Here is a 21,599-nt window from a genome sequence, read left to right as displayed (position 1 = left end):
AATCGAAGGGGAATCGGATGCCGATCAACGCCGGATCCGTGCTCGAACGCCGCCGACTGGGAGCCGAGTTGGCGCGATTGCGTGACGAAGCCGGGCTGACGATGGAAGGCGTGGCGGAGCGTGTGGACATCACGCGAAGCAAGTTGGGGCGCATCGAGAAGGGGAAGAGTTCGGTCGCCGCGGCCGACCTCAACGCACTTCTTCGCCTGTACGGGGTCTCGGGCACTGCACGGGCCGAACTCGAGCGCTACGTCCGCGGTGGCAACCGCCGGGGTGCGAACTGGTGGGCGCGCTACAACGAGACTTTGTCCGCGGGCTACGCCGAGTTCCTGGCGTTCGAGGCTGAGGCCGCAGTGGCCCGGCAGTATCAACCACTGATCGTCCCTGGCCTGTTGCAGACCGAGGCGTATGCGCGTGCGACACATGCCACCGGCTTCTTCGCGTTCGGTCCGGATCAGGTGGACGACCTGGTCGAGATCCGCATGCTGCGGCAGCGACGGCTGACCGATGAAGACGGGCTGGAGCTGCACGCCTTCATGACCGAGGCAGCTCTCAACATCCAGCTGGGCGGAGCAGCGGGCCTTCGCGGCCAGTTGCAGCACCTGCTGAGCGCTGCCGAACTGCCCAACGTGACGGTACAGATCGTGCCGTATACGTCGCAGTCACTAAGCGCGCACACGAGCGGTGCGACGCTATTCGACTTCCCCGATTCCGGGGACCCCAGCGTGGCATTCCTCGACGTCATCGGAGGTAATCTCCTGAGAGACGACCTGCGGGACGTGCGGCGAATCGCCCGTGTCTTCGAGAACCTGGCGAACTCGGCGTTGAGCCCCGCGGAGTCGATGGACCTGGTCGCGCGCAAGCTGGAGGAACTGCTGTGAACTCTCCCGCCAAGGTCGAGCCGTCGGATTGGCGCAAGTCGTCGTACTCCGGCAACGGAACCGAGTGCGTCGAGATGGGTGTCGTGGACGCCGGGATCCTTGTTCGGGACTCCAAGGTGGCCGACGGGCCCCGGGTCACGGCTACGGTTGCTGGGTGGCGGTCGTTCGTCGCGGAGCTTGCGCGCTGAGTGTGCTCAGGGCTGCCCGAGTCCGTCGATGAGCGGCAGCAGACTCGCGTAGGGTTCCTGGCCTCGCGAGCCGGATTCGGTCAGGTGCGTCCGTACGCTGGTCTGCTCGCTTGAGGGTGCGTCGGGGTCGGCGCCGGCGTCGATGAGGGCCTGGAACACCGGGGTGAGGGCCTCGACCTGGGCAAGGGTGAGCTGCTCCTTGTGCCACCGCCACACGCGGAAGACCGCCCAGCCCAGGACCGTACGTTGGGTATCGGGGTGCGGAGTGGCCACGTCGGCTCCCGCGTCGAGCATGCGGGTCAGCAGCGCAAGGCTTTCGGTCCGCGTCGCGTTGAGCCTCAAGGCGTCCACGAGCGCTGCCTCGACGGCGTCGTTGATCACGGGCTGGCGGCCGGGGATCGACGGGGCCTCGATGAAGTCGACGTCGGCGCCGCGGTCGAGGAGAAGCCGGGCGATCTCGTACCGGGCAGTCTTGAGGGCGACGCCGAGCGGCTGTTGGCCCGCGTCCTTCTTGGGCGGGGGCTTGCGTACGGCGGCCACCAGCGCGGGGTTCTTGTCGAGCAGAGCCGCGACGACGGCGATGTCACCGTGCCGGATGGCCCGGAAGAGCTTCTCCATCCGTGGACCCTAGCCGCCGCCTGCGCCCTGGGGCCGCGGCGGCGTCCGCAGGCATTGCCGCATGCGGCGTAGCCGTGAACCGCGGGGAGTCTGTTCCTGGGTGGATAGCGTCGAATCCGAGTGCCGCCCTACCATCCCCCGACGTGGGACAACATCGATTCATACCCCGGAAGCCTCGCGGACGTGGGCTGCTCGTCGTCGCCGGAGTCCTGTCCGTCACCGCCGGATTGGGTGTGGCGGCCTACGCCGAGCAGACATCGGGCGACGCCGGTTCGACCTCCGCGGCCCGGTGCACTCTGAAGCCGAATCCGGACCAGTCCGACCTGAGCGAGAGCCGCTCGTGCTTCACCGTGGACGCTTCCCTCGACCGGGCACCCGCCGTGGGGGAGACCGCGACCATCCGCTTCACCGTCACCGCCGAACATGCGGCGAAGAACGTCCGCGTGGAAGCCGACCTTCCGGCGGGCATGACCTGGGCGGCGCTCCCCGCGGGCCTCACCGGGACCACGGTCGCCGACCCCGCGCCCGTCACCGGCGGCACCCTCCACCGCGCCGCGACGGATCACGCGTTCAAAGCCGGCCAAGTGCGCACGTACGAAGGCAAGGTCACCGCGGTCGCGCCTGGCTCGACCGAGATCCGCGTGCGCGCGGGCAGCGGCCGGGAGTCCATCGGCGAGGACACCGTCTTTCTGACCATGGCCCAAGGCTCCGGGGTGTCCGCCTTCGGCGTCGCCGCGGCCGCCGCCGCGCCGGGCGCCACCACCACCGCCACGCTGCCGAGCCGGTACGCCGGGGTCATCCAGAAGAAGGTTCCCGCCGACCCCGCGCCGACCGGGCCGAACGACGACGCACCGTGGACCGAAGCGGCGAAGACCGCCGCCGGGACGGCGTGCGTGACCGGCCAGTGGGCGTACGTGGACGACACGGGGGCCACGCGGCTGGTCGTCAACGCCACCGTCGAGGCGTGGGACGCCGACACCGACAGCGCCCACGACCGCCTCGCCGTCGGCACAACGGGCTCGGTCGGCGACTACCGGATCTGCTTCCCGAACACCGACGCCGGCGGCCAGGACGTCTACCTGAAGTTCATCACCGAGACCAGCCGGTACCGGGTCCAGAAGACCGGCACCCCCGAGCCGTACGTCTTCGTCAGCCGTACGATCGGCAACACCCTCAAGGGCAGCACCAACGACTTCGGCCCCCTCAAGCCCGCCGACCCGGCCCTGATGCGTGCCTGGGCCGCCTTCAAAGCCGCCAACGATCTGTGGCGCTGGGTACCGGGCGGTACGTGCTGGGACGAGGACGACGCCGTCTGCCGCAAGCACATTCTCAACTGGACGCCCGGCGGCACCGGCGGCACGTACTACCGGGGCGACATCAACGAGACGTTCCTCAACGGCATCGAGCCGAAGGCGCCGTTCATCGTGGTCCACGAAATGGGGCATGCCCTCATGGACGACCTGTACGAGGACGCACCGCCGCCCCTCGACTGTGCGTCGCCCCACTATCTCCACCGTCCGACCGGGCCCAATTGCGCATGGGTCGAAGGTTTCGCCCACTGGGTCGCGGCGTCCGCCCTGGATGATCCGTGGGTGCGCTGGCCGGTCGGTGCCCCCAGCAGCCTGGAGACGGCCAACCTGGACTGGGACGACGGCGACACCGTCGAAGGCCGCGTCGCCGGCGCTCTCGTGGACATCTCCGACTACATGAACGACGGGTCCGACACCTACGGCGAAGGTTCGCCGGCGTACATCTGGAAGACCACGGCCAAGCACCGGCCGAAGACGTTCCGCGAATTCTGGGACGCCCGACGGACCGACGGGTACAACGTGGCTTCCCCCGGTGCACTCAAGTGCCTCTGGCAGAACACCATCATGTACTGACAGAGCCGCGACGACGGCAACGTCACCATGCCGGAGGGCCCGGAAGAGCTTCTCCATCCGTGGACCTTGGCCGCCGCCCCTGCCCCGGCTACTGCGGGCAGGGCGGCGTCGGCGGCGGCGTCGGTATCGGCGTCCCTGTCGTTCAGGGCCCTCACACCTTGTGGTTGATCCAGGCCGAGTGCTGGTAGTGGCTGTCGATGTGGAAGACCTCGGGCTTGCCGTAGAGGTTCCTCACCTTGATGCGCCAGTTGCCGACGGCCAGTTGCAGGTCGGGGGCGTCGATGGACTGCGGGCGGCCGTTCGCGTACCAGAACTGGCAGGCCTGGCGGCAGGCCTCGGCGAGTTCCGCGTAGTAGGCCTCGGCCTTGGCCTTCGACGGGTTGGCGCCGAGCTCCTGCTTGTGGTGCTTGATGCAGGCCTGGTCGGTCTGGAACCCCGCGCCCTCCATCGCCACCGGCACCCACAGGTTGCCCAGCGGCTGCCAGATGATGGCGTCGGTGTGCGGGGGCAGGTCGATCTCCGTGTACGCGAACTTGTTGATTGCCAGGCAGACTTGGTCCCACTCCGGGTTGTCCCAGGCCAGGATGCCGACCACCTTGGAGACCATCGACAGAGGCGGGTGCTGCCCCAGGCGCTTGGTCACCGCCTGGAAGATCGTCTTGTTCTGGCAGTGCAGCACGACCCTCGCCATCGCGTCCGGCTCCTGCGCCCCGAAGCACAGGACGAACGGCTTGCCGTACGTCTGCGACAGCGACGTGCACGTCTTGATCGCGGCGCCGCCCATGCCCGACAGGGGAGCGAAGCGTCCGATCAGCGGAGGCGACGTCCGGACGAGTTCGCCGCTCAGGTTCAGCGTGCAGATCTGCGCTTCGGCCTTCGGGGTCCCGCACAGGTCCTTGATCAGCTGCTCCTGGACCTCCTCGGTCGCCGCGAACGTCGCCAGCAGCTGCTGGTCGATGAGCGTCGCCGTCTGCGCGGGCGTGGTCTGCAGCGCCAGGCGGGCCTTCGCGCGCAGCGCGTACAGCTGCTCGGTCAACGGGCCGAGGAACACGGTGAGCTTCATGCCGGAGATCTGGGCTTCGATCCGGTCGACATCGCCGACCATCAGGCTGAGCTCGTTGAACTCCTTTGCATAGGAGGCAAGTTGTTCGACGATGCACGGCTCCAGGCGCAGCGGGCGGCTCGCGAAAGCGGCAAGCTTCTTGGTCTTGTCCGGCAGCACGGTGTCCGTGATGTTCTTCATGCACGTGCTGGAACCCACGTACTGGTTCGCCCGCTTGGCGAGTGCCGGAGTGATGTCGACCGGGTCCACCTCCGCGGCGGTGAAGCCGTGCGCGACGCCTTGGAGGTCCTCCATGACCTCCTGCATGGCGGTGTCGAACGTCGGCGGGAGCTCGGCCAGGATCTGCGCGTACATCTGGGCGATGAGGGCGTTCATCTGCTGGACCCACAGCGTGCGGCGCGGGCCGGCGGGGATCGCCGCGAGTTGCTGGTCCACGGCGGCAAGGGCCGCCTTGTGCCATGCGAAGACCTTTCCGCCCGCCAGCGCCTTCAGCGCGGCCAGCAGGAACGCCTCCATCTGCGCTTCGGTCGGCTCCTTGGGCGCCGTCGGTACGTTGTGTCCACCCGGCTGTTCCGTCATGGCGACCCCCCGGTCTCCGTCAGTTCCCCGCCGCGCCGCAACCGGTAGGGCGGGCCCCACGCCCGTCAGTATCAGGGGCGGGCCGACCACCCATGGGCGGAACGAGGACGACTGGGGGAGGGACGGGGCACATTGGCCTGAAACGCCTGGGATGCGGGCTGCGGACAGGGCGCGTCCGCGTCATACGGCAAATCGGTTTGCCCGATTTCGGGCGGCGGGTGAGGATCCGCGGATGGACATCTTCGCCGAGACCGACCGCCTCCGGCTGCGCGCGTTCACGCTTGACGACGTCGACCTGCTCGTGGCGCTGGACGCCGATCCCGAGGTGATGCGCTACCTGAACGGCGGCGTCCCGACCCCGCGCGACGACATCGCGGGCCGGGTCATCCACCGCCTGACCGAGCCCTACCCCGGCATCGGCGGGCGGCCCGGCTTCTGGGCCGTGGAGGAGAAGGCGACCGATGCGTTCCTGGGGTGGTTCGCGCTGCGGCCGCCGGCCATGGACGCCGCGGATGCCGTGGAACTCGGCTACCGCCTGCGCCGCGACGCGTGGGGACGCGGCCTCGCCACCGAAGGCGGACGTGCGCTCGTACGAAAGGCCTTCACCGAGTTGGGCGTTCGCCGCGTCTACGCCGAGACCCTGGTCGTCAACGCGCGCTCGCGCCGCGTCATGGAGAAGTGCGGACTCGCTTACCGCCGCACGGTGTTCCGCGGCCGGTTCGCCGAGGTCGAGGGCGGCGAGCAGGGCGAGGTCGAGTACGAACTGACGCGTCCGGAATGGCTGGCCGCCGAGATCGCGGCCGCCGGGAGCGAGGCGTGGGAGACCGAGCGGATGCGGTTGCGCCCGTTCACTCCGGACGACTTCGACCTGATGGTCGAGCTCGATTCCGACCCGGAGGTCATGCGCTTCCTCGACGACGGCAAGCCGACGCCGCCCGAGCGGGTCCGCGACGAGGTCATGCCGCACGTGCTGCACCGCTACCCGGTCATCGCCGGGCTGCCGGGCACCTGGGCCGCCGAGGACAAGGCCACCGGGGAATTCCTGGGCTGGTTCGAACTCTGCCCGGAGGACGACGACTCCGTCGCCGAGGCCGAACTCGGCTACCGCCTGCGCCGGGACACGTGGGGCCGCGGCTACGCGACGGAAGGCGCGCGTGCCCTGGTCGAGCGCGGCTTCGCGGCGTACGGGGCCGAGCGGATCGTCGCCGACACGATGACCGTCAACGCGGGTTCGCGCCGCGTGATGGAGAAGGCCGGGCTGCGGTACGTCCGGACCTTCTTCGAGGAGTGGCCGGTGGCGATCGAGGGGTCGGAGGAGGGCGACGTCGAGTATGCGGTGAGCCGGGAGGAATGGCAGGGCGGGCGGCGGGCGTGAGGGTCCACCGGTCAACCGGGGGAGCGGTACCGCGAACAGATCTGTGGCGCCCGGGTATTCGGCGGAGCGTGCCGCTTCCCGCGCCTACCTGCGGGTTCCGGTGAACGTCGCCTGGACGCGTTCCGGCGGGCACGCCCCATTTGCCGGGCCGGAGACCTCGACCGTGCCGGTGACCGTCCCCTCAGTCGTACCCGCGGTGACGGTCAGCCGTCCGGACGTCGCCTTGTACACGCAGGTCGGGGACGTACCGGCGGTGAAGACGTTCGCGCGGCCCACGGCTTCCACGGGGTCGGGCTCGAAGAGCACCTGCGTACCCTCGACCGCGACGAATCCCAGGTCCTTCTCGCCCGCGTCCGGCTGGCAGACCGCATTGCTGCCGAACCAGATCGACGGCATTTCGGGCCGCTCGTACGGATAACCCGTGACCAGGCAGATCTCGACCATGTTGACGGCACTGGTGGTGTCGTCGTCCACGACGCCGGAGCGCAGGTAGAGCGTCCCACTGAGCTGGAAAGACGGCGCGGTGCCGGTGACGGACACGTCGTACGTACCGGGCAGGGGCGGTCCGGTGGGAGCGACTCCGCTGCCGCCGCTCGGGCCGGCCGTGCCGCCGCCTGTGCTTTGGGGGTTGGTGGGGACGGGACCCGTCCGGCTCGGCTGCTTGTCCCCGGAATCGGAGGTGCAGGCGGCCAGGCCGACCGCCAGAGCGATCGCCAGCATGCCGTGCGCCAACCGACATTGCCGTTGCCGTTGCTGCGCGTGCCGCATCGACGCCCCCGTTTTCGTGTTGGTCCGGATCCGGACGATTCGTCGCCTGGCCGGGCATCATCCTTGCGATCACCGAGCGGGCCAGCAAGGGGCGATTCGTCACAGGAGTGCGGGCGTCGGGGCCGACGGCGGCGAGATCCATCCCTACGGAAATCGTCTGATCGTCTCAGCGGCCTGATGCGAACGCGCGGCCGCCGACTTGATCGGCCTGCGAACGAGGCCACACAGTTGGGGAATGAGCATCCCCACCATCGACCTCGGACCGTGGATTGCCGGCGGCCCCGAGGCCCGCGGCACGATCGGCCGGACCGTCGACGAGGCCCTGCGTACGGCGGGGTTCCTGCTGGTGACCGGGCACGGCATCGATCCGGGTCCGCGCGCCGAAATCCGCGCGGCGGCCCGCAAGTTCTTCCACCTGCCGGCGGACGCCAAGCAGGCGTACGCGGTGAAGGTGGGCGGCCGCGGGTGGCTCGGACCGGGGGCGGAGGCCAACGCGTACGCCGAGGGCGGGGAAGGCCCGCCGGACTTGAAGGAGTCGTACTCGTTCGTCTCCGACGAGCCGACCGGCGATCCGATCGTGGACGAGGAGTGGTTCCGCCCCAACGTGTGGCCCGGCGAGGTGCCCGGACTGCGGCCGCTGGTGGAGACCTACTTGGGCCAAATGCGGGAACTCTCGGACCGGCTGCTGGAACTGCTGGGCGTGGCGCTCGGCGCCGGGGAGGACTACTTCACCGCGCACACCAAGCACCCGACCTGGGGCTTCAACATCAACTGGTACCCGGGCACGGACCGGGTCGGCCCCGCGGCTCCCGGCCAGTTCCGGATCGGCCCGCACACCGACTTCGGGACCGTGACCGTGCTGGACCGCGAAGCCGGCAGCGGCGGCCTGCAGGTGTTCACCGACGAGCGCGGCTGGGAGGACGCGCCGTACAACCCCGACGCGTTCACCATCAACATCGGCGACCTGATGGCCCGCTGGTCGGACGACCGCTGGCGCTCCGGCCGCCACCGCGTCCTGCCCCCGCCGGAGCACACACCGAACGAAGAACTGATCTCGCTGGTCTACTTCTACGACTGCGACCCGGGGACGGACGTACGGGGCATCGACTCGCACGTCTACCTGCGGGGCCAACTGAACGCGATCACGGCGGACTAAAGATTGTTCGATAACCCGGACGGCGTGGCCACGTTGGTCGACAGGCGGTCACCTCGGTTGCGCCACCGCCCCGAGGTTCAGAGCGAGGGTCATGATCACCGCCGTCAGAGCAGGCTGGCCTGCTTCGGCAACGAACGAGGCGAAGCGTGCGAACGCGGCCCGCAGGCGTCCGGGATCTGCTGCTTCGGCCGAGGCAGCTTCTTCGATTTCGGCCAATGCAGCCTGTGCTCCGGCTCGGTGCTCCGCTGCCATGCTGATGGCAGCCAGTTCACGGGACATCATGGTGACGAAGGCGCTCAGGGCTTCGCGGTCGGATGCCTGTCGGCTTGTGAGTACATTGCCGTCGCCGGTGTTGAGTTGGCCGATGGCGTTGCCACCGACACTGATGCTGCGGGCGCCGGGGGATTCTGTCACGGCTTCCTTCTTTCAGATGCGCGAGAGAATGATCTTCATGAGTGCTTGGGCCGCCGCGATGTCGCCGGTCGAGTCCCATCCCTGCTGCCGCCTGACGCGCACTACAAGGCCGGTTCCATTGCCGAGCTGAACGCGGACTTCCTCTACGTTGCGCCCGTACGGACAGATCCAGGAATTGCCGGAGATGTCGATCCGACGGCATTCAGTGCTGCTCGAGTTCTTCAGTGAAGGCTGGTATGACCATTCGACAGATGCGGAGTTGTCGGTATTCGGCGGTGTGTAGTACGCGCATTGCGCGAAGAACGCGGCACCGTTGTTCCCAGGGTCCGAGTTTCTTCGGACGTCCAACTCCGTGGCAACCGCCAGATATCCAGCGGTGCGTTGCAGGTCGGACGGTTTCAGGATTACGCAGGGATCGAACGCGGGCTGCGGGTCCGCGTTCGAGCCGCCTGGCGCTGGGGACGGCGAGATCGACGCCGGCGAGGTGCCGAGGGCGGTCGGCGTAGGTGCCTCCTGGCCGGCGCCGCCGAGCGCGGCACATCTGCTGCGGGCCGCCGTGTCCTTCGGACTGGTTGTCGTGACGCATATTGAGCGCTCGGCGTCCGCTGTGACGGTACAAATTGCCGACGCCGCGCCCTCGTCGCAGCCCCAGTAGACGATGCCGACACCGGCGGGCAGGGGTCCGTCGGGCACGACCGTGACGGGTCCCCGCTCTCCCTTGGCCACCTGGACGATCTTCGTGCAGTCGGTCTGGCCGGCCTCGACACGGCAAGTTCCCTCGGTTGTGCCGGGCATCGCACCGACCTCGAAGACGTCGGTCGCCACCTGAACGCGCAGCGGCACCGAGGGCTTGGCACCTCCGCCGCCGCCCTGACCGAGCACCCACAGGCCGCCGCCTCCGAGTGCCAGCAAGGTAACGCCGATCACGAGCTTGGCGGTCAGTGTCAGGCCACCTGGGGCGACCCCTCCGCCGGGTGGCGTGTGGCCGTCGATTCCGGGGCGGCGAGGTGTCGGGATCGTGTCGGCAGCGCCGTGATCGACGGACCCTGGCTCCTTCGCATGTTCCGCGCCACCGGAATGGCCGTCTGCCGAACCGGGCCGGCTGTCCGCGCCGTTGTCGTGTCCGTCTCCGAGGTGAGGCGGGTCGCTCGCCTGGTTGCCGTCCGCCGAGGGGGATCCGCCCTGAGCCGATTGCGCGCCCGAGTCCAGCCCCGGCGATCCGGTCGTCGTGCCGTGGGGGTCGGCGAGTGCCTGACCGTGCTCGGCGATGCCCGCACCGCCGTCGTCGCCCAGTGAGCGCCAGACGGCTGCGGCCGCGGCAAAGGCTGCCACAGCGGCGATCCGCTTGCCGGTGAGCAGGGACCGGACGCCGGTCTCGTGGGTGAAGTAGGCGCGGGCACGCTCGTCACCGGCTTGCTGTGCCGCGGTCAGGCCCCGGGTGAGGATGCGTCCCCAGGCCCCCCACCGCAGGGAGCAGGCTGCGGCAGGAGCAGCAGCCCGGGCCAGCCCGACTCCGAGATCCGGCCGACCGGAACGGCCTGCGGCCTCGATCCAGGCGGCGATGAGCGGGCCGTGCTCGGCGACCGCTGCGACCGACGTGTCGTGTGCCATGGCCCACGCTGTCATCCGGCCGGTGATCTCGGCGATCCGGGCCGTGTCCTGGCCGGGGTCCGTGGCGAGGGCTGCGACAACATCCGGGGAGACTCTGACCTTCTCGTCGGTACGGGTGAGGAGCCCGAATGCGGCGAGCCGCGCGGCGGTCGAACGTACTGCTTCGGCAGTCGCGGAGGGGGCCAGCAGAACCGCCAGCAGGTCGATCGACACCTCGGCGGCCTGGGCCACCGACAGCAGCCCGAGGATCTCACTTTCCACGCTGGTCGCGGCCGTGATGAAGTCGTGCAGGATCTCGGGAACCTCGGCCGGAGCAGGCAACCGCGCAAGTCCTGTTCCGGCATCGCGCCGGCCCAGCGCGGCGGCGCGCAACAGCTTGAAGGGGTGCCCCGAGCACGCTTCCCAGAGCAGGGACACGCCGACTTCGTCCGCCGGGGACAGTTCACGCCGCAACTCTCCGGCAAACAGCTGCAGTGCCGCCGACTGCGGGATACCGGCGAGTTCGAGCGCCTGGCCGTGTCCCCAAAGCGTGCGCTCGCCGGAGGCGACCAGGACGGTGCCGACGGGTATCGCGTCCTGAAGCCGCGCCAGATGCCGACTCGGCTCGTCGAAGTCGTCGACAACCAGGCAAAGCCGGATGTCGGCCAACAGGGCGTGCAACTCCCCGTCGCTCGGACGGTAGCCAGGACTGTCGTAGCACGCCTCGAACACGCTCTGAAGCAGGTCGTCGAGTTCCTTCCCGTACCCGTCGAGGAACACCACCCCATCGCGGCCGTCGAGTTCGAGGGCGGCGTGCCGGATCAGTGTGCTCTTGCCGATTCCGTCCGCGCCGTATACCTGCACGGGCTCGTTGTCCGCGATGGAGCGCAGCACCAGCGCCGTTTCGTCGTCGCGTCCCAAAGGGCCGGCGCCGCGGCGGGGGAGGCGCTCGATGTGCGTCCGCCGTTGAGGCTTCACACGCGGGGCGGCCAGGTGGACCTGCACCAGCGAAGCATTGGCGGTCACGAGCACGTTGTGGTCTCCGGTGGAGAACTGGCCGATGGCGTCGCCACCTACCGACAGCGCTCTTTCCCCACCCGTCATTGCCGCCCCCGGTCCACAACGTGTGCAGTAACACGGCCCAGCATCCCGGAACTTCGGCAACTCCGGCAGCGGAATAGGGAATTCCCCTTTGCGGCCTTGGGCGAGGCGATGGATGACACTGAGCACCTGCCGCGCGCTGCGGTGGGGCGCGCACGCCGACGAGACGAAACCGGCCGCACCGGTCCATGGCCGGCAAGTACGCCGGCACCCTGAAGGTTGTCACGGATCTCGCGAACTGCCGTGACTTCCGCGGACCGTCCACCGACGCGATGGGGCCGGGGACGCGTTTGCTCGGCCGTGAATGCGGAGAGCGGGCATGCCGGCCACTCACGGCCGCATCACCATGAGCGCAGATCTCGTGGTCTGAGACTCCTTCGCGCAGCCTCACCGCAAGACTCGCGACCACACGGCGTTCGGCTCGTTCCGTCTCGAGCGCCGGCAACGCGACGACGCGTTGAGCGCTCTGGCAACAACAATTCTGACGAGACGTGATCCGCACCCGCCGGTTCGCCACCGTCCTTAATCGGGGGCGGCCGAGCAGCGCGGCGCGCCAGGATGAGTGCATGGACGATCTGCTGGGGTTCCTCGTCGGGCGCATCATGGACGACAACCATGCCTATGCTTTCGTGGCCGACACCATGGGCGGAGAAGCCCTTCTGGACAGCCATCTGCCTATGCTCGACCTGATCTGGCAACTGGCGAACGACCACAAGGCCATGGATGCCACGGATGCCCGTTCGGCGGGGGTGGAATACGCCCTTCGCGTTCTCACCCAGGCGTATGACTACAGCGCCGCCTACCGCGAGGAATGGCGGCCGTAGGCGTCGGAGCAGTCTGCCTCCGGTGTCGGCGTTCGCATGAACGCCACGGACAGCGCTGTACTTGGTCGACTCGCTGGTTCGGCGGGACGGTTCCACCCAGATCTGGCCCCACGTATTGGAACCTGCCACCCGAAGCGGGGCGCGGCGTGACGGATCTGTGTGCGGGGACAACTGCTGTGTCTGTCGGCGTGGATAGGCTCGCCACGCATCTCGAACATGCCGCCGACGGTCTGGGAGTTTTCGTGGTCAGCCGCAGTGTCCAAGCGCATCGCCTCGCTGCGCAGCTGTCAGGAGTCGCCGGAGTCGAGGTGACGCTCCGGTTCCGGAACAAGCGATGGGTTCTTGAGTGGACCGACGGGCCGGAGACCCCGCAGATGAAGCAGTACATAGCTGCGGCGCTGAATGACGACGCCTTCCCCGACATGCGCGCGCACTACGAAGCGCGCCTTCTGATCACCGGTCACTATGTGACTGGCTGATCACGGCCCAGTAGGGCGAGGCTCTTTCGCGTGTGAGCGGCTCTGTCTCCGATGAGGGCGACCGCGATGCGGCGTGCCGGTGCCCCTGGCCCGCAACGCGCGGCAGCACGGCCGTGAAGTAGCTTCGCTGCCATGACCATTCCCCCCAGGCCCCCGCAGCCCCCCGCGCCGGGCGAGCCGACGCACGGACCCGGGAACGGGTCCTGGCCGCAACCGCCCCAGGCGCAGCCGTCCTGGGGCACGGCGCCGACCGCGGCACCGAAGCGGAAGCGGACCCGGCTGGTGGCGGCTGTCGCGGGCTGCCTTGTGCTGGCGTTGGGGTTGGGCGTAGGCGCGTACAAGCTGGCCGGCGGGAACGAGGACTCCGAGAGTGAGTTCCCCGCCGCGGAGTACCGGATCGTGGTGCCGGAGACGCTGATGGACGGCGCGTACAAGCTGCAGGAGCGCCCGACCGTGAACCAGCGCGACGACGGCACCGAGATCCCGGACGCCAAGGATCCGATACCGGTCGCTGCCGTTTACGGGCCCGCCACTCCGAACGCGATGGCCTCGACCGGTGCCGGCCCGTTGCTCTTCTTCGGTATGCACGGCCGTTTCAGGAATCCGGACCTCCACCGCGAGAAATTGCTGAGGCCCGATGTCCCTCAACAAGTCGTCGTGGCGGTGCCGCCGCGTGACATGACACCGCCCGGTTCCGACGTCAAGGTCGGCTGCGTGGTGCACACCGGCGGGCCTGAAGGCGCATACGCCCTGTGCGCATGGGCCGACGACAACACCCTCGGGACGGTCAAGGTCCCGATCCTGCGTGCCGATGTCGAGGATCCCCGAGAGGTGGACCTGGCCGCGTTCGCCCGCACGACCCTTCAACTGCGCAGCGAAGTCCGGCAGCCGGTAGGCACAACGGATCGGCGATGACCCGCCTGCCCGTGGCTGGTGGGGAGAGGGCGTCCGACCGGGGTGGTGGGCGGAGGGGGCGGCGCCAGCGGGCGGCGGGGGTCAGTTGGCGACGGATCCGTCGCCTAGGTCGGCGCTCAGGTGGTGTTCGGGGCGGAGGGTGATCAGTACCGTCTCGCCGTGGTTGGCGTCGGCGAAATCCACGTAGGCGTCGACCAGTTCTGCGGGGAGGTAGCGCGACGCCATGGCGTGGAGGTGGGCGCGTGTGCCGGGGCTGATGTCGATGACCGGGCCTTCGACGGAGATGTAGCGGGCGGTGGGGTCGACGCGGTCGATCATCAGGGAGAACCGGCCTGCGGCCTTGATCAGCCGGGCCTTGCGGGAGTCGGCGCCGGTCAGGATCTGGAGGTCGCCGTCCGCGGTGTAGAGGTACCAGAGGGGTACGGTCAGCGGGCCGCGGCCTGGTCCCGCGTCCACGGACAGGGCCGCCACGTGCGGTTCGGCCAGCATTGCCTCGCGTTCTTGGTGGGTGAGTGCCATGGAGCCTCTCCGGTCCTGAGGGTGTGTGGGTGGTGGGCGGGGTGGCGTGTGTGACGGGTGGTTGGCGACCTTGACGCTTGCCGCTTCGGGGGTCGGCAAACGCGGAGCGCGGACGGCGGCTCGATATCGTGGTCGGGATCTTTCGGTCAGGAGGCCGCGGTGAACCTGGACGAGTTGTTCGAGCGCTCGCCGTGGCAGTGGGGCCTGCGCGGCGACCCTCATGTGTGGGCGGCGATGCGCGAGTACCTGCGGGGCCGGCCGCTGCCTGACGACGCCTTCGCGACGCGGCGCGTCCTCGAGGAGGCCTTCACCGAGGTGGTGGGCGTGGCGCCGCAGTGGCTGCCGGGGCAGGACGAAGCGATCCCGGTCGCGCAGTTCCGTACCGGGTCGGGGATCAGCGACGGCATAGTGTCTCTGCACTACTGGAGCTGCACGGCGATCCCGCTGCTGGTCGACCGGGCGGGGGCTGCCAAGGGCTGGTGACGGCGTCCGTCGGTCGGCTTGGTGGACGCGGGGGATGTCTGGGGTCGGCGGCTTCGGGGAACCGGCCCGGGATGGATGATCACGACGCTGTCGCCATCGTCGGACTCGGGCACCTCGGGGAGGCGATCCTCCGCGGACTGCTCGACGCGGGCGTGGCGCGTACCGCTCTTTCCGGCTCGACGCGGTCCGCGGACGATGCCGAGCGGCTGTCCGCGACGTACGGGGTCCGCGTGTCGGCCGATGCGCGCGAGGTGGTCGGCGGTGCGGGGGTTGTGGTGTTGGTTGTACCGCCGGGTGCGGTGGCGGCGACTCTCGAACGGGTGACGCCGGTGCTCCGGCCGGATGCCGTGGTGGTGTCCCTGGCGGCCGGGGTGTCGCTGGCGCGGCTGGGGGCGTTGCTGCCATCGGGTACGTCTGTGGTGCGGGCGATGACCAATACGGCGGTGGGTGTGCGGGAAGGGATGTCGTGTCTGTCAGCTGATGCTCGCCTGGGGGTCGGTGAACGGGCGCGTGTGCAGGCGTTGTTCGATCTGCTTGGGGCGACGTTGTGGGTCGGTGAGGACGCGCAGCCTGCGGCGACGGCGATTGCCGGGTCCGGGCCCGCGTTCCTGTATCACCAGGCGTCGGCGATGTCGGACGCCGCGCTGGGGCAGGGGCTGGATGCGGACGCCGTTCGCACCCTGGTCACGCAGACCCTGTTCGGGGCGGCCGCCTTGATGCGGGGGTCGGCCGATACGCCTGCGGCTCTGGTGGAGGCGGTGGCCACGCCGGGCGGGACGACACGGGCTGCGCTCGACGAACTGGACGGTGCGGACGTGCCGTTGGCGGTACGGCGTGCTGTGGGGGCGGCTGCGGATCGGGCACGTCTGGCTTCGGGGGTGGAGGCGGATCCGACGGAGCTATTGCCTGCGGCGCTGGCTCGGTGGGGGCGGCTTCCGGTGACCAAGGTGCAGTTGGCCGCCGATGGGGCGTGGGAGCACCCGCTGGTTCTGGAGCCTGGGGCGGAGGGTGCCGGGAGTATCGGCGGTGCCGGGGGAGCTGTGCGGCTTCTCGACGAGTGGCTGGACGCGCAGGGTGAGGACGTTGCCGTGGAGGTGTTCTTCGCGGACCGGGTCTTCCTTGGGGCTCGGACCAGGGATCGGGAGTTCCTGCACGGGGTGGCGGCTGCAGTCTGGGATGGGCGGTGGAGGTCGCTTGCCGCTGCCCCGGAGTACTGGAGGCTGCCGGACGGCACGGCGCTGCTGTCCGCGGCGGCGCCGGACACGCTCGAAGTGGGCGTCGTGGACGCGTGGAAGAGCGTGGGGTCGGCGGTTATCTGGCGTACGGGAGAGACGACGGGATCGCCAGGCAAGACGGGCAGGGCTGCGGCGGACTTTGGGCGCCTTACCGCGGAATTGCGTGAGCCACAGAGGACGCCCGTCGCGGTGGAGGCGGCGTGGAGTGTGCCGATCGGGCATTGGATCGGTATGAACGTGGCGGCCGCGGAGTATCGCCTGGACGTACACGAACTGGACGGTGTGGTACGGGCGTTCCTTGGCCGAGGCGGCGTGGCTTGAAGGCTTCCGGTGTGCTGAGGAGTCGCTGCGTGTGCGGCCGCTTCGTGCGGAGCCGCTACGTGAGCGGCCGGCGGCCGGCGAAGCCGGTGTCGGTGCGGTGGTACCAGGTGAGCGCGCGGTCGCCTTCGAGCCAGCAGAGCAGCACCGGGGTGCCGTCGAGGTCGGACGGGAAGTCGACGAGGAGGGGAGCGAACCCCTTGAGCTCGGCGCCGGTCTCCTGGACGCGGGTCATCAGCTCGTCGAGGCGGGCGTGCAAGCCCTTGAGCTCGGGGAGCCCGCCGTGCTCGGTCGGGCCGGTGCCCTCCGCGAGGTCGGTGGACAACTCGGCGGCCTGTGCGCGCAGCGCCACGATCTCGTCGAGGACCGGGAGCAGCTCGGCCAGGACCTCGCGCGCCTCGTCGACAGTGAACAAACCCATGGCGACAGCTTGTCATGTCCGTCCGCGGGTGCCCGCGCCGCGGCGCTCCGGTCAGTCGTCCGCCAGCTGCTTCTTCTGGACTTTGCCCATCGCGTTGCGCGGCAGTTCGTCGCGCAGCAGGACGCGGCGCGGGCGCTTGTGGACCGACAGCGAGCGGGCCACGAAGTCGGTGAGCTCCGTACCGGAGACCCCCTCGGCCACCACGTACGCCACGATCTCCTGGCCGAGATCGTCGTGCGGGCGGCCGACGACCGCCGCCTCGCGGACCCCCGGATGGGCGAGCAGCGCGCTCTCCACCTCGCCCGCGCCTACGCGGTAGCCGCCGGTCTTGATCAGGTCCGTGGACGCGCGTCCCACGATCCGGTGCCGGCCGTCCGCCGCGACCGCGGCGACGTCGCCGGTGCGGAACCAGCCGTCCGGGGTCATCGACTCCGCGGTGGCGTCCGGACGGTTCAGGTAGCCGTCGAACAACGTCGGCCCGGAGACCTGGAGTTCACCGACCGACTCACCGTCGTGCGGCACCGCGGAGCCGTCCTCGCCGACGAGGCGCGTGGCGATGCCGGCGAGCGGCGTACCGACCCAGCCGGCCTGCTTCGGGCCGTCCGCGCGGGCCGAGACGGTGATCAGCGTCTCGGTCATGCCGTACCGCTCTGCAGGGGCCTGCCCGGTCAGCGCGGCGAGCCGGTCGAAGACCGGGACCGGGAGCGGTGCACTGCCGGAGACCAGCAGCCGCGCACCGGAGAGCGCCCGCGCCGACGCCGGGTCGTCGGCGATCCGCGACCACACCGTGGGGACGCCGAAATAGAGCGAGCCGCCGGCCTTGGCATACGCCTGCGGGGTCGGGCGCCCGGTGTGCACGACGCGCGAGCCGGTGCGCAGTGCGCCCAGCACGCCCAGGACCAGACCGTGCACGTGGAAGAGCGGCAGGCCGTGGACGAGGACGTCGTCGGGCGTCCACGCCCACGCGTCGGCCAGCGCATCCAGGTCGGCGGCCAGCGCGGCCGCGGACAGCAGTACGCCCTTGGGGGCACCCGTCGTGCCGCTCGTGTAGAGGATGAGCGCGGCGCTGTCGGGTGCGGGCTCGGGCGCGGTCCGGGTGTACGCGGGGTCGGCGCGGCGTGCCGGGTCGACCGGGACGACGGGGAGGGCCAGGTCGTCTGTCGACCAGCCGGGGGCACCGGCCGGATCGGGCTCCAGGAGCAGTTCGGCTCCGGAGTCGCCCAGGATGTGCGCGCGTTCGACCGGCCCGGAGTCCGGCGGTACCGGCACCACGGGGACCCCGGCCAGCAGCCCGCCCAGCGTCGCCGCCACCGTGCCCGCGGATGCGGTCGCGCGGACGGCGACGGCACGTGCGCCTGCGATGTCCCGGGCCACGGCCGCGGCCGCGCCGAACAGCTCCTCGCGGCTCATCGCCCGGCCGTCCACGACGACGGCGTCCGGGCGGTCGGCCGCCGCCGGGACGGCGAGGGGCACGAGCGGGGTCGCGGACGGGGTCGCGGGCGGGGTCACAGGGGGCCTCCACGGGGTGACGGGTACGGCCCGATCGTAGGCAGTCTCCCTTTCTTCCCGGCCAAGGGATGGTCCGGCGCCGTGCGGGCTGGGATCATGCCGTTCACCCTGGTCGCGAGGCCAGGGCCGGGGGACAGGCGCGGGGGAAGGCGCCGGGGGCAGGCGCGGGCAGTACCGGGTGGGGCCGGGCGGGCCTGTGCGGCGTGAACGGCGCATTGCTCGCAGCGCACTGCGCACGCACCACGAACTATGTACGGCGCTCCACGTACCGCGCTCCATGTACGGCGCTCCACGTACCGCTTGTACGGACAGCACGCAGCGCACGGCTCGGACGTCTGGTCCGACGCGTATCGAATGCACCGCCTGAACAGAGGCTCGGTTCGGCTCGGTTCCGCACAGCCCGGTACGGATCGGCTTGGTTCGGATCGGCTCGGCACAGTTCGGCACAGCTCGGCTCGGCACAGCTCGGCTCGGCTCGGCACAGTCCGGCACCACGGGGGCACAAGATCGAGGGGGCGCAATGCGTCGCGGCGTTTCGGTGGGGCTCGCTCTGGCGGGCTTGCTGAGTGTCCTGACCGGCTGCAGCAGGTTCGAGAACCGGAACGACGCGTTCCCGGACCGCTGGCCCACCGCCACGGCCCCGGTGACCGCCCCTGCCCCCGGCCGCGGCACCACGCCGCCCGTGTCCGGTGCGCCTGGCGGCGGTGTACGCCCCGACGCGCTGGACGCCGCCGAACTCCTGCGCCGCGCCCGGCTCGCCGTCGCCGACCTGCAAGGCCTGCGGATCCGGATCGGGCCGGACGCGCGGAGCGGGATCAGCCTCGTGGACGCCGGCTACAACCCGCGCGAGAACACGTACACGGCCATTGTCGTCTCCGGCCGGTTCACACGCGACATCGTCCGGATCGGGCCGGACGCGTGGGTGAGCGCGTCGATGGCGTACTGGATGGATCTCGGGTGGCCGGAGAGCGACGCCCAGCAGCTCGGCGACCGGTACGTTGCCGCCACCGTGGACCCGAACTTCGACGCGTTCGAAGTGCTGCTGGAGCAGTCGGTGCCCGAATTCGTGCTGACCAGCTGGGACGGACGTCCGGAGAAGGTGACCGTCCAGGCCGAGGGGCAGGGCCCGGTCACCGCCTTGAAGGGCCGCGCCCAGGGCGGTGAACTCACCGTGCACCTCACCGGCGAAGCGATCCTCCCGTCCCGGGCCATCTTCACCGGATCACGCGAACGCAGCATCGAATACAGCGAGTTGGGGATCCCGCAACCTGTCCTTGCGCCGCTTAACCCGGTGTTCCCGACGCGCTGACGCCGGGAGCTTCGCTCAGAACGACGCACCGCAACTGTGGTGTGCGCCATGGCTGGTGTGGTGCGTCGCCCCCGGAGTCGCCCCCGGCGTCGTCGGTGCGGAGGCGGGAGGACTGCTCGGGCGCGGCGGGGTGGTTGCGGTGCGCGACCACGGGTACGAGGAGAACACGTCCGAGTCCGGAAACAGCGCCTCCCACCACAGCGCGAGCCGCGTACCGGACTCCGCCTCCAGGGCCTCCCAGGCGGCGACCTCCCAGCGCACCGGCGCGTTCGCCCATCGGCTCAGCTCGCGCAGCGCGGCGTCGAGGGTGTAGGCGTCAAGGGGTTCGGCGGCGGCCCACCGGTGCGGCGCGACGGGGTCGGGGAGGACGTCGGCGGGCGGGACGTCCACGCGGTGGACGTACACGTAGCGCGTACCGTACGGGCCGTTCACCAGGAGCATCTTCCACAGCTGCTGCCCGGCGATGACGCGGCCGGTGCGGCGCGCCTCGGCGGCCGCTGCCCGCGCCTCGGCCGCCTCGCGGATCAGCGCCTCGTCGCTGTCCCGCTGCCACGTCGCCCCGTGGCCCGGCTGCTGACGAGCATCCAACGCCGACACCCCCCTGCCGCTCGCACGCCCGGATCTCATGGTCCGGCACCGCGCCGCCGCGGACAATGGATCAGGCGCTGGATCAGGCGCTGGATCAGGCGTTGGATGACCCGCTGGATCAGGGTGGATCAGGTGCCGGCCCGCCGGCGGATCAGCCGCCAGATCAGCCACTGGGTCAGTCTCCGGATCAGCCTCCGGATCATCCGCCGGGTCAGCCGCGTCCGCCGCCCATCCGCGACGCCAATTGCGCCAGATCCGCGGTGCGTTCGGCCGGCGGGCGGCCCGGGCAGCTTGTGCACATCGCCTGGCCGGGGGCGCGGTAGATGAGGCAGCAGGAGGTGCGGTGCACGAACCGGGTGCGGCCGAAGTCGACGTAGCGCGGGGGCGGGAGCGGCTCGCCGACCGCTTCGGACGCTGCGGCGAAGAGCGGCGCGGCGAGGGCGGTCGCCCGGGGAGCCTCGCCGATCACCGTCCCGGCGCGGAGCAGGACGCCGGCCGCGGCGTCGACCCCGATCGCCCAGGCGGCGCGCGGGCGCACGGGGGCGGCGGCGGACAGCGCGGTGACGTAGGAGCGGAGCGCCTCGCCGAGCGCCGTCCCGACCTCGGCGGGATCGCTGCCCGCGACGGCGGACGACCGGGCGCCGGACGGCAGTCCGTCCCGGCGCAGGTGGAGCACGGTGGCGGCGGGGCGCGGGTCGACGGCCCAGCGGGTGATGGCGTACGAGGCGAGGGCGGGGGTGAGCAGGACGCTGCTCGCGGAGTACCACCAGAGCACGGCCGCGACGCGGGCGTCGGCGGTGCGGTAGCGGCGCGCGGACTCGGCGACCCGGTCGGCCAGCCAGGCGGCGTCGAGCACGGCGGAGGCGGGGACGGCGGTGTCGGCGGGGGAGGGGAGCAGTTGGGGGCGGTACTCGGGACACCAGTCGGCGAGGGCGCCTTGGATCTGCGCGGCGTCGGGGCGGCCGGACGCGGGCCCGGGCGCGTGCCCGGACGCGGGTGCAGGCGCGGCCGCGGGTGGCTGGGCGGGGGGTGGCACGTCAGACGGAGGCACCCGCCGAACCTACCGGGCGGGCCGGGCTGCCCTGGCGGCCCGAGCGGGCCTGGCGGGCCTGGCGGCCCGAGCGGGCCTGGGCCGGGCGGGCCTGGGCCTGGGCCTGGCGGGGCGGGCCTGGGCCTGGCGGGGCGGCGTATGTCACGGGTGGTGGAAAAGGGAGTCAGGTGTTTGTAAAGCGGGTGGGTCCCTTGCAGCCATAACGAATGCGATGGGGGAGGGGTTCCGCGGCGGCGCGTGCACGGCTCCAGCCCTTCGTTCTCACTCAGCGTCAATGAACCCGCCTGTATGCTGACGCAACGTCATAACACTGATCAACTCTGACATATGCC

21 protein-coding genes and 1 pseudogene are annotated in these 21,599 nt (G+C 70.5%); 12 read left to right on the top strand and 10 right to left on the bottom strand.

Translation table 11 applies throughout. The features are described 5' to 3' along the window. The first annotated feature begins 17 nt into the window (after positions 1-17). Together LZ495_RS02205 and LZ495_RS02200 are read left to right on the top strand one after the other, a co-directional pair. Positions 18-881 (top strand): helix-turn-helix domain-containing protein, encoded by an 864-nt coding sequence (locus LZ495_RS02205; protein ID WP_235050099.1) that lies wholly within the window; start codon positions 18-20, stop codon positions 879-881. After that, positions 878-1,069, top strand: a complete 192-nt coding sequence (locus tag LZ495_RS02200) for a DUF397 domain-containing protein (RefSeq protein WP_235050098.1) — start codon at positions 878-880, stop codon at positions 1,067-1,069. Before LZ495_RS02205 ends, LZ495_RS02200 begins: the two co-directional genes overlap by 4 nt. Positions 1,070-1,075: 6 nt before the next feature. On the opposite strand, the gene LZ495_RS02195 is transcribed toward LZ495_RS02200, so the two are convergent. After that, the gene (locus LZ495_RS02195; protein WP_235050097.1) at positions 1,076-1,687 is read right to left on the bottom strand and encodes an ankyrin repeat domain-containing protein; all 612 of its coding nucleotides are present in this window, start codon (positions 1,685-1,687) and stop codon (positions 1,076-1,078) included. A gap of 143 nt (positions 1,688-1,830) precedes the next feature. On the opposite strand from LZ495_RS02195, the gene LZ495_RS02190 reads away from it, so the two are divergent. Next, positions 1,831-3,570, top strand: coding sequence for a hypothetical protein (locus tag LZ495_RS02190; RefSeq protein WP_235050096.1), 1,740 nt, complete (start codon positions 1,831-1,833; stop codon positions 3,568-3,570). A gap of 151 nt (positions 3,571-3,721) precedes the next feature. Here LZ495_RS02190 and LZ495_RS02185 read toward each other — a convergent pair whose 3' ends face one another. Next, positions 3,722-5,212: a hypothetical protein gene (locus tag LZ495_RS02185; RefSeq protein ID WP_235050095.1), complete on the bottom strand. Its 1,491-nt coding sequence runs from the start codon at positions 5,210-5,212 to the stop codon at positions 3,722-3,724. Between LZ495_RS02185 and LZ495_RS02180 the strand changes: the two are divergent. Beyond that, positions 5,211-5,888, top strand: a pseudogene (locus LZ495_RS02180) (GNAT family N-acetyltransferase); the annotation flags it as partial. The gene LZ495_RS02185 and the pseudogene LZ495_RS02180 sit on opposite strands and share 2 nt — an antisense overlap. A 156-nt stretch (positions 5,889-6,044) precedes the next feature. Then, positions 6,045-6,587 (top strand): GNAT family N-acetyltransferase, encoded by a 543-nt coding sequence (locus tag LZ495_RS02175; RefSeq protein ID WP_235050466.1) that lies wholly within the window; start codon positions 6,045-6,047, stop codon positions 6,585-6,587. Between the two features lie 84 nt (positions 6,588-6,671). Here LZ495_RS02175 and LZ495_RS02170 read toward each other — a convergent pair whose 3' ends face one another. After that, positions 6,672-7,307: a hypothetical protein gene (locus LZ495_RS02170; protein WP_235050094.1), complete on the bottom strand. Its 636-nt coding sequence runs from the start codon at positions 7,305-7,307 to the stop codon at positions 6,672-6,674. A gap of 283 nt (positions 7,308-7,590) precedes the next feature. Between LZ495_RS02170 and LZ495_RS02165 the strand changes: the two genes are divergently transcribed. After that, complete coding sequence (locus LZ495_RS02165) at positions 7,591-8,511, top strand: isopenicillin N synthase family dioxygenase (RefSeq protein ID WP_235050093.1); 921 nt, start codon at positions 7,591-7,593, stop codon at positions 8,509-8,511. A 48-nt stretch (positions 8,512-8,559) separates the two neighbouring features. Here the strand turns inward: LZ495_RS02165 and LZ495_RS02160 are convergent, their stop codons facing one another. Both LZ495_RS02160 and LZ495_RS02155 read right to left on the bottom strand, forming a co-directional pair. Beyond that, positions 8,560-8,925, bottom strand: a complete 366-nt coding sequence (locus LZ495_RS02160) for a hypothetical protein (RefSeq protein WP_235050092.1) — start codon at positions 8,923-8,925, stop codon at positions 8,560-8,562. A 12-nt stretch (positions 8,926-8,937) separates the two neighbouring features. Then, a complete protein-coding gene (locus LZ495_RS02155) occupies positions 8,938-11,541 on the bottom strand; it encodes a hypothetical protein (RefSeq protein WP_235050091.1) in 2,604 nt (867 codons plus the stop codon). Positions 11,542-12,182: 641 nt separating this feature from the next. Here LZ495_RS02155 and LZ495_RS02150 point away from each other — a divergent pair. From LZ495_RS02150 to LZ495_RS02140, 3 genes are all read left to right on the top strand, one after another. Then, the gene (locus LZ495_RS02150; protein ID WP_235050090.1) at positions 12,183-12,440 is read left to right on the top strand and encodes a hypothetical protein; all 258 of its coding nucleotides are present in this window, start codon (positions 12,183-12,185) and stop codon (positions 12,438-12,440) included. 176 nt (positions 12,441-12,616) lie between these two features. Further along, on the top strand, positions 12,617-12,919 hold the full coding sequence (locus tag LZ495_RS02145) for a hypothetical protein (RefSeq protein WP_235050089.1): 303 nt from the start codon (positions 12,617-12,619) through the stop codon (positions 12,917-12,919). A 282-nt stretch (positions 12,920-13,201) separates the two neighbouring features. Further along, a complete protein-coding gene (locus LZ495_RS02140) occupies positions 13,202-13,834 on the top strand; it encodes a hypothetical protein (protein ID WP_235050088.1) in 633 nt (210 codons plus the stop codon). 81 nt (positions 13,835-13,915) lie between these two features. Here the strand turns inward: LZ495_RS02140 and LZ495_RS02135 are convergent, their stop codons facing one another. After that, complete coding sequence (locus tag LZ495_RS02135; protein WP_235050087.1) at positions 13,916-14,353, bottom strand: pyridoxamine 5'-phosphate oxidase family protein; 438 nt, start codon at positions 14,351-14,353, stop codon at positions 13,916-13,918. A gap of 159 nt (positions 14,354-14,512) precedes the next feature. Between LZ495_RS02135 and LZ495_RS02130 the strand changes: the two genes are divergently transcribed. Next, complete coding sequence (locus LZ495_RS02130; protein WP_235050086.1) at positions 14,513-14,836, top strand: hypothetical protein; 324 nt, start codon at positions 14,513-14,515, stop codon at positions 14,834-14,836. Positions 14,837-14,907: 71 nt separating this feature from the next. Beyond that, a complete protein-coding gene (proC, locus tag LZ495_RS02125) occupies positions 14,908-16,392 on the top strand; it encodes a pyrroline-5-carboxylate reductase (protein WP_235050085.1) in 1,485 nt (494 codons plus the stop codon). Between the two features lie 55 nt (positions 16,393-16,447). On the opposite strand, the gene LZ495_RS02120 is transcribed toward proC, so the two are convergent. Both LZ495_RS02120 and LZ495_RS02115 read right to left on the bottom strand, forming a co-directional pair. Beyond that, complete coding sequence (locus tag LZ495_RS02120; RefSeq protein ID WP_235050084.1) at positions 16,448-16,810, bottom strand: DUF2203 domain-containing protein; 363 nt, start codon at positions 16,808-16,810, stop codon at positions 16,448-16,450. Between the two features lie 51 nt (positions 16,811-16,861). Then, positions 16,862-18,319, bottom strand: a complete 1,458-nt coding sequence (locus tag LZ495_RS02115) for an acyl-CoA synthetase (RefSeq protein ID WP_372498504.1) — start codon at positions 18,317-18,319, stop codon at positions 16,862-16,864. Between the two features lie 520 nt (positions 18,320-18,839). Here LZ495_RS02115 and LZ495_RS02110 point away from each other — a divergent pair. Then, positions 18,840-19,628 (top strand): hypothetical protein, encoded by a 789-nt coding sequence (locus tag LZ495_RS02110; RefSeq protein WP_235050083.1) that lies wholly within the window; start codon positions 18,840-18,842, stop codon positions 19,626-19,628. Positions 19,629-19,643: 15 nt separating this feature from the next. Here the strand turns inward: LZ495_RS02110 and LZ495_RS02105 are convergent, their stop codons facing one another. Both LZ495_RS02105 and LZ495_RS44620 read right to left on the bottom strand, forming a co-directional pair. Next, on the bottom strand, positions 19,644-20,216 hold the full coding sequence (locus LZ495_RS02105) for a hypothetical protein (RefSeq protein ID WP_235050082.1): 573 nt from the start codon (positions 20,214-20,216) through the stop codon (positions 19,644-19,646). Positions 20,217-20,427: 211 nt separating this feature from the next. Further along, positions 20,428-21,267, bottom strand: a complete 840-nt coding sequence (locus LZ495_RS44620; RefSeq protein ID WP_308267527.1) for a (2Fe-2S)-binding protein — start codon at positions 21,265-21,267, stop codon at positions 20,428-20,430. Between the last annotated feature and the right edge of the window lie 332 nt (positions 21,268-21,599).

Source organism: Yinghuangia soli (genome assembly GCF_021502675.1).
In the GTDB taxonomy this organism is placed as follows: Bacteria; Actinomycetota; Actinomycetes; order Streptomycetales; family Streptomycetaceae; genus Yinghuangia; species Yinghuangia soli.
The sequence above is the reverse complement of the archived record's forward strand: the minus strand, read 5'-3'. Positions and strand labels throughout refer to the sequence as shown.